Source organism: Mesorhizobium sp. M7A.F.Ca.CA.002.09.1.1, assembly GCF_003998555.1.
In the GTDB taxonomy this organism is placed as follows: Bacteria; Pseudomonadota; Alphaproteobacteria; order Rhizobiales; family Rhizobiaceae; genus Mesorhizobium; species Mesorhizobium ciceri.
This window is the reverse complement of record NZ_RZRR01000305.1, coordinates 1-5,701: the sequence shown is the minus strand read 5'-3', so window position 1 is coordinate 5,701 and position 5,701 is coordinate 1. Positions and strand designations below refer to the sequence as shown.

At 60.1% G+C, this 5,701-nt stretch carries 6 protein-coding genes; all 6 read left to right on the top strand.

All coding sequences use genetic code 11. The features are described from left to right. Positions 1–270 precede the first annotated feature (270 nt). On the top strand, positions 271–507 hold the full coding sequence (locus EN994_RS15245) for an Lrp/AsnC family transcriptional regulator (protein WP_010909609.1): 237 nt from the start codon (positions 271–273) through the stop codon (positions 505–507). Between the two features lie 171 nt (positions 508–678). Further along, the gene (locus EN994_RS15240) at positions 679–2,091 is read left to right on the top strand and encodes a circularly permuted type 2 ATP-grasp protein (RefSeq protein ID WP_024503502.1); all 1,413 of its coding nucleotides are present in this window, start codon (positions 679–681) and stop codon (positions 2,089–2,091) included. A gap of 133 nt (positions 2,092–2,224) precedes the next feature. Continuing rightward, positions 2,225–3,166, top strand: coding sequence for an alpha-E domain-containing protein (locus tag EN994_RS15235; RefSeq protein WP_024503501.1), 942 nt, complete (start codon positions 2,225–2,227; stop codon positions 3,164–3,166). Between the two features lie 85 nt (positions 3,167–3,251). Continuing rightward, the gene (locus EN994_RS15230) at positions 3,252–4,046 is read left to right on the top strand and encodes a transglutaminase family protein (protein ID WP_063167943.1); all 795 of its coding nucleotides are present in this window, start codon (positions 3,252–3,254) and stop codon (positions 4,044–4,046) included. 132 nt (positions 4,047–4,178) lie between these two features. Continuing rightward, positions 4,179–4,910: a peptidase gene (locus EN994_RS15225; protein ID WP_013531816.1), complete on the top strand. Its 732-nt coding sequence runs from the start codon at positions 4,179–4,181 to the stop codon at positions 4,908–4,910. A 100-nt stretch (positions 4,911–5,010) separates the two neighbouring features. Further along, positions 5,011–5,701, top strand: a 691-nt coding sequence (locus tag EN994_RS15220; RefSeq protein WP_164745934.1) for a pyridoxal-dependent decarboxylase, incomplete at its 3' end; no start/stop codon positions are given.

Here is a 5,701-nt window from a genome sequence, read left to right as displayed (position 1 = left end):
GCGCATGGCCTGTCTCCGTTGTCCCGCGAAACATCTTCCCTTGAAATGGTGCTGTCCGAAGACGCATCATAACATACGCTTGGCAGCGCATCGCGGTTTCAGCGATCGCGAATAATCGCTGGCGCTCGGCGGCAGGTTGCATGCTGGCGGAGAGCTGCGGCAGGTCGCAGCCCAGGCCTGGGCCGGCAGAGTACGGATTCCAGCGCTTGAAAGCCCGCCTCCAGTCTGCCAGAAGGGCCGCTGGACTTGGACGTTTAGCGGGACGAAGCCATGAAGGCGTTTTTCGTGCAGATCAAATGCGAGCTCGGCAAATCCTATGAGGTTGCCAGCGCGCTTGCCGATGCCGAGATCGCCTCGGAAATCTACTCCACCGCCGGCAACTACGATCTGCTCGCCAAATTCTATGTCGACGACGAGGAAGACGTCGGCCATTTCGTCAACGAAAAGGTGCAGATTCTCCCCGGCATCAAGGACACGTTCACCGTCGTCACGTTCCGTGCTTTCTAGCCGGTAAACGCATTTGCCCGGGCACGAGGCAAAGGCTGATCAAGGTCATATTTCAGCTGCCTCAATTTTAGGCAGGCGCAACATACTGATCGCCCGTATCTCCCAAATCACCGATTGCGCTTGATTTTCTCCGGCGACGCCAGTGAAATGGCGTCACAGGGGAGTATGCGATTGGCAGCGTTCGATGAAATGCTTCCGGAAGTCTCCGGATTGAGAAGACCGTATTCGGCGTATGATCGCTGGCTGAAGGAGCAGGATCCAGCCAGGCTGACCGAGAAGATGCAGGACGCTGAACGCGTCTTCCGCAAGACCGGCATCACCTTCGCCGTCTATGGTGAGCAAGAAGCCTCCGAGCGGCTGATCCCGTTCGACATCGTTCCCCGCATCATTTCAGGCAATGAATGGCGGCGCCTCACGCAGGGCATCGAGCAGCGCGTGCAGGCGCTGAACGCCTTCCTCGACGACATCTACCATCGCCAGGAAATCCTGCGGGCAGGGCGCGTACCCAGGGAATTGATCGCCAGGAATGAGGCATTCCTGCCGGAGATGATCGGGGTCAGGCCGCCGGCCGGCGTCTATACCCACATCATCGGCGTCGACATCGTCCGCATCTCGGAGGACGAGTTCTACGTGCTGGAGGACAATGCGCGCACGCCGTCCGGCGTCTCCTACATGCTGGAGAACCGCGAGACGATGATGCAGCTGTTCCCCGAGCTGTTCCAGAAGATCAAGGTGCGGCCGGTGGAAAACTACCCGCAGCTTCTGCGCCAGTCGCTGGCGGCGGTGCGGCCGCAAAGCACCAAAGGTGCGCCGACCATTGCGGTGCTGACGCCCGGCAGCTTCAATTCCGCCTATTTCGAACACGCCTTCCTTGCCGACCAGATGGGCGTGCAACTGGTCGAAGGCCAGGACCTGCGCGTGGTCGACGGCCATGTCGCCATGCGCACGACGGAAGGCTACAAGCAGATCGATGTGCTCTACCGCCGCGTCGATGATTCTTTCCTCGACCCGCTGACGTTCCGTCCGGATTCCGCTCTCGGCATACCCGGCATCATGGATGTCTATCGCGCCGGCAACATCACCATCGCCAATGCGCCGGGCACCGGCATAGCCGACGACAAGGCGATCTATTCCTACATGCCCGAGATCATCGAGTTCTACACCGGTCGCAAGGCAATCCTGGGCAACATTCCGACCTGGCGCTGCTCGGAGCCCGACAGCCTGAAATACGTGCTCGAACACATCGACGAGCTGGTGATCAAGGAAGTGCACGGTTCCGGCGGCTACGGCATGCTGGTCGGGCCTGCGGCAACCAAGAAGGAATGCGAGACCTTCGCCAAGAAGTTGGCGGCCAAGCCATCGAATTATATTGCCCAGCCGACGCTGGCGCTGTCGACATGCCCGATCCTGACGGAAAAAGGGCTGGCGCCGCGCCACGTCGATCTCAGGCCCTATGTGCTGGTCTCCGACCGCATCCAGATCGTGCCTGGGGGCCTCACACGCGTCGCGTTGAAGGAAGGTTCGCTGGTTGTGAACTCGTCGCAGGGCGGCGGGACGAAAGATACTTGGGTGTTGGATGATTGAGACGAGTGAGTAGGGAATAGTCAGTAGTCAGTAGCGGAAATAGAGGGACAGGAAATGCCATATTTCATTGAGATTCAATTGCTTAATATTCACTGCTCACTATTCGCTACTCACTAGCCCGAAGGGCCACTTCATGCTTTTAGGCCGCACCGCAAACGGGCTCTATTGGATGAACCGCTATATCGAGCGGGCGGAAAACATGGCGCGCTTGGTCGATGCCGGCCTGCGCATGGCGCTGACCCGCACCCAAAGCGCCTCGGAAGAGTGGAATTCGGTGCTGCTCAGCGCTGGTTCCGACGTCACCTTCAGCCAGAAATATTCCGACTATACCGCCGCCAATGTCGCCGACTTCCTGTTGCGCGACACGTCGAACCCATCGAGCACGATGTCGTCCATCGAGACAGCCCGCAACAATGCCCGCATGGTGCGCACCGCGCTGACGCGCGAGACCTGGGAAAGCATCAACGAAGCCTGGATGGCGCTGAAGCGGATGCTGGCCAAGCCGATCGACGAGCGCGACCTGCCAAGCGTGCTCGACGCCATCAAGCGCGAGACGGCGCTGATCCGCGGCTCGTTCTACGGCACCATGCTGCGCAACGAGATCTTCGACTTCTCGCAACTCGGCACTTACGTCGAGCGCGCCGACAACACGGCGCGCATCCTCGACGTGAAATATTATGTGCTGCTGCCGTCGATCTCCTGGGTTGGCTCGACGCTCGACAATTATCAGTGGGAATCGATCCTGCGTTCGGTCTCGGCGCATCGCTCCTATCGCTGGGTCTACGATGCTGATTACAAGCCGACCAACATTGCCGACTATCTGATCCTCAATGTCCGCATGCCGCGTTCGCTGATGTTCTGCTATCGCTTCCTGTCGGAGCATCTGAAATTCCTCGGCGACGATTACGGCGAGCGCCATGCCTGCCACGCAACGGCCGAGAAGACGCAGACAATGCTGAGAGCCGGGTCGATCAAGGATATCTTCGATACCGGGCTGCATGAATTCCTGGCCAATTTCATTCGCGACAACACCAAGCTGGGCGACGAAATCGCACAAGATTATCGGTTCAATTGAGCATGGTCCCGAAAGGTGGAGCCGGTTTTCTTAGACAAACGGAAACCGTTTGTCCGGAGATCGCGCTCACAAACGGAATAGAAGCATGCGGCTGAAGATTACCCACCGAACTGAGTACCGTTACGATACGCCGGTGCACTATCTGTTGCAGCGGCTGCGGCTGCTTCCAGTCAGCGGGTCGACGCAGACCGTTCTGTCCTGGGCTCTGGCGATCGAAGGCGCGCGCGAAGAGGTCCGCTTTGTCGACCATTTCGGCAACGACACAAGGCTGTTGAGCGTCGAGGGCGAGCGCGACTTCATCACGGTGGAGGCGTCGGGCGAAGTGGTGACGCGCGACACCGCGGGCGTCTCGGGGCCACACCAGGGCTTCACGCCGCTCTGGCTGTACAGCCATGAGACACCATTGACGGTGATCGGCAGCGGTATCCGCGAACTCGCCGCATCGGTTGGCAAGGGCAGCGACATCGAACGGCTGCACCGGCTGACGGCTGTCATCGGAGAGCGCGTCGCCTACACGCCCGGCACGACCAATGCGACGACGCCGGCGGAGGAAGCCTTGGCGCTCAAGACCGGGGTCTGCCAGGATCATACCCATATCTTTGCCGCCGCCGCCCGTGCCATGGGCTTTCCGGCCCGCTATGTCAGCGGCTATCTGATGCTGGATGCGACGGTCGAGCAGGCGGCCAGCCATGCCTGGGCCGAAGCGCATGTTTCGGGTCTCGGCTGGGTTGCCTTCGATGCCGCCAATGGCATCTCGCCCGACGAGCGCTATGTAAAGGTGGCGACGGGCCGCGATTACCGCGACGCCACGCCGGTGTCGGGAATTCGGCTGGGACAGGCGGAAGAACAGCTTGCGGTCACCGTCACGGTGGAGCAGTAATCCTCCGCAAGATTGCTGCCGAGCGGTTCATCGTTTCAAGGAACCCCGAACCGCTCTATCCCTTTGTTTTAACGCAATTCCGGACGGAAAACCGCTTCACACTTTTCCTGGAATTGCTCTAGAAGAGATTCCATGACCTATTGCGTTGGCCTGAAGATCGATCGCGGGCTCGTGTTCATGTCCGACACGCGCACCAATGCAGGCATGGATTCCATCTCCACCTTTCGCAAGATGCATGTCTGGGAAGAGCCGGGCGAACGCGTCATCGTTTTGATGTCGGCGGGCAATCTGGCGACGACGCAGGCCGTGGTCAGCCTGCTTGACGAGCGCACCAAGGCAATCTCCGAAAGACATTCCACACTGCTCGAAACGCCGTCGATGTACCAAACGGTCCGCATTGTTGGCGACACGGTCAAGGAGGTCATCGCCAATTCGTCACCCGCTGGCGAGAAGGCGGATTCCTATTTCAATGCGTCCTTCATCCTCGGCGGTCAGATCAAGGGCAGCGAGCCGCGCCTGTTCATGATCTATCCCGAAGGCAATTTCATCGAATCGACCGATGACACGCCGTTCTTCCAGATAGGCGAGACCAAATACGGCAAGCCGATCATCATCCGCGCCTACGAAAAGACGATGAGCCTCGCCGAGACGGTGAAGCTGCTTTTGGTGTCGTTCGATTCGACGTTGAAGTCGAACCTGTCTGTCGGCTTGCCGCTCGACCTGCTCTTCCTGGAGAAGGACGCTTTCAAGGTCGGATTGAAGAAGCGGATCGGCCAGGACGACCAGTATTACCGCACGATCTCCGATGGCTGGTCGAATGCGCTGAAGACGGCTTTTGCCAGCCTGCCGGATTTCCCTGGCTAAGGCGTGCGGCATCTCTTGCTGGTTGCATATATTTCACGCGTTAATTAATAAGAGACCAACCGCGACGGATGGTAGCGATGGATCATGTCGGGAGGACAGGATGAACAATGATGATTTCCGGCAATGGTCGCGGCGCGCCGCCGACTGGGGCGTTGACTATCGCAACAATCTGCGCGACCGCCCCGTGCGGCCACTGGTAGAACCCGGCGCCATTTCTAGAAGCATCGAGGTTTCGCCGCCCGAAGACGCCGAACCGATGGACCGGATCTTCGCCGATTTCGAAGAGAAGATCCTGCCGGGAATGACCCATTGGCAGCATCCGCGCTTCTTCGCCTATTTCCCGGCCAATGCGGCGCCGGTTTCGGTGGTGGCGGAATATCTGGTTTCGGCGATGGCCGCGCAATGCATGCTGTGGCAGACGTCGCCGGCGGCGACCGAACTCGAAACGCGCACCGTCGACTGGATGCGCCAGGCGCTCGGTCTGCCGGAAGGCTTCTCGGGCGTAATCCAGGATTCAGCCTCATCGGCGACGTTGGCCGCGGTGCTGACCATGCGCGAACGGGCACTCGACTGGCAAGGCAACAAACAGGGCCTGGCAGGGCAGGCGCGGCTGCGCATCTACTCCTCCGACCAGGTGCACACGTCGATCGACCGGGCGATCTGGGTGTCCGGCATCGGCGAGGACAATCTCGTGCGCATTCCCGTCAGCGGCCGCCTTCGCGCCATGGACACGGCCGCGCTCGAGGCGGCAATCGCCGCCCACCCGGAAGCCGGCACGCCGCCGGCGGGCC